Source organism: Lysinibacillus sp. NPDC097287 (genome assembly GCF_044761695.1).
Classification (GTDB): domain Bacteria; phylum Bacillota; class Bacilli; order Bacillales_A; family Planococcaceae; genus Lysinibacillus.
This window is the reverse complement of sequence record NZ_JBIWCX010000082.1, coordinates 1-1086: the sequence shown is the minus strand read 5'-3', so window position 1 is coordinate 1086 and position 1086 is coordinate 1. Positions and strand designations below refer to the sequence as shown.

The following is a 1086-nucleotide window of genomic DNA, read 5'->3' as shown; positions in this document are numbered from 1 at the left end:
GTCGAAGGTGATCAGCACTGACCGGAAGCCGACTGCGGTTTCACGGATTCCGGCGACAGGTTCACCCGATAGCGCTTGTTGCAGTGCTTGTGCTCTAAAGTTCAGTTTTATATCCATCTCGTTGGCGCCGTACTGCATCAGTACTTGATGGTCTCCGGCCTGCAGGATCTGCATAGCAGGCCTGGCAGAGTTCGACGTCTGCGCCCGCAGGAGAGCGTGAGAGTGGGCCATTGTTCTTCCAGATGATGCTCGGATATCTTTACTCCATACTGCTCCGGCGCGAAGATAGTGCAATAGCACTTCTTGGTCGCGCGGAAACATGCAGGTAGAGAGGTTCGATGCCGGAACGACTGGTTCGAGCATCACGAGCGGCGGGACAAATCGCTGACTCCGTCGAAGCTACCGCGCGTGCTCACCGAGATCTCGTTCAAGCCTCCGTTGCGACACTGGGTGCTCGGCACATCCTCGAATCCCTCGTCGGATCGATAGGTGGGTGGGTCTTGCTTCTGAGCGAGACAGGCGATCTCCGTGCTGCCAGTCCGGAAGCTGCCCGTGCCCATCTGGGACTCGTTCAGGCGGAGTTACCTCGCTTAGCCCGACTCACTCGAAACGCGGCGATGTCGATCAACATGCCGGACCAATCGGTATCTATTCGGTCACTGCGAATTCCGGGGCAGACTCGCGGCTACCTGACACTGGGTAGGTCCACCACTCTGGCCGCCATTGAAACCTCCCTCGTCGATACGGCCGTGCTCCTGCTGAGCGAACATCTCAGGCGGACAGACGAAGAACGTCAAGAATTGCGGAACAACCGACGCGCGATCTTAGAACTGATGTTGAGTGGGCATTCAGGGATTGCTCGTCAGATGAGCAGCATTCTTCGGGTGCCGATTCCCGAGGGGCACGTCCGAGTGGCGCTACTGGGCGCACCACGCCGTTTTGAGGTCGAATTACTCGAAATAGCAGAAGAGGATCCGGCGTTACGCCGGGTCGATACCGTGACGGCCCAGCGGGATTCAGGGCAAGTCGGAATCATCCTTCCAAGTGCTGAGGGTGACCTGCGCACCCTTCAGGCGGTTCTTCGAC

The 1086-nt window shown here is 58.3% G+C and carries 2 protein-coding genes; one reads left to right on the top strand and one right to left on the bottom strand.

The genetic code is table 11. The features are described from left to right. The coding region (locus ACIQ2D_RS22260) for a carboxyltransferase domain-containing protein (protein ID WP_402867451.1) at positions 1-174 on the bottom strand (174 nt) is incomplete at its 3' end. 326 nt (positions 175-500) lie between these two features. Between ACIQ2D_RS22260 and ACIQ2D_RS22255 the strand changes: the two genes are divergently transcribed. Then, positions 501-1086: hypothetical protein (locus tag ACIQ2D_RS22255; protein ID WP_402867450.1), on the top strand; the 586-nt coding region annotated here is incomplete at its 3' end.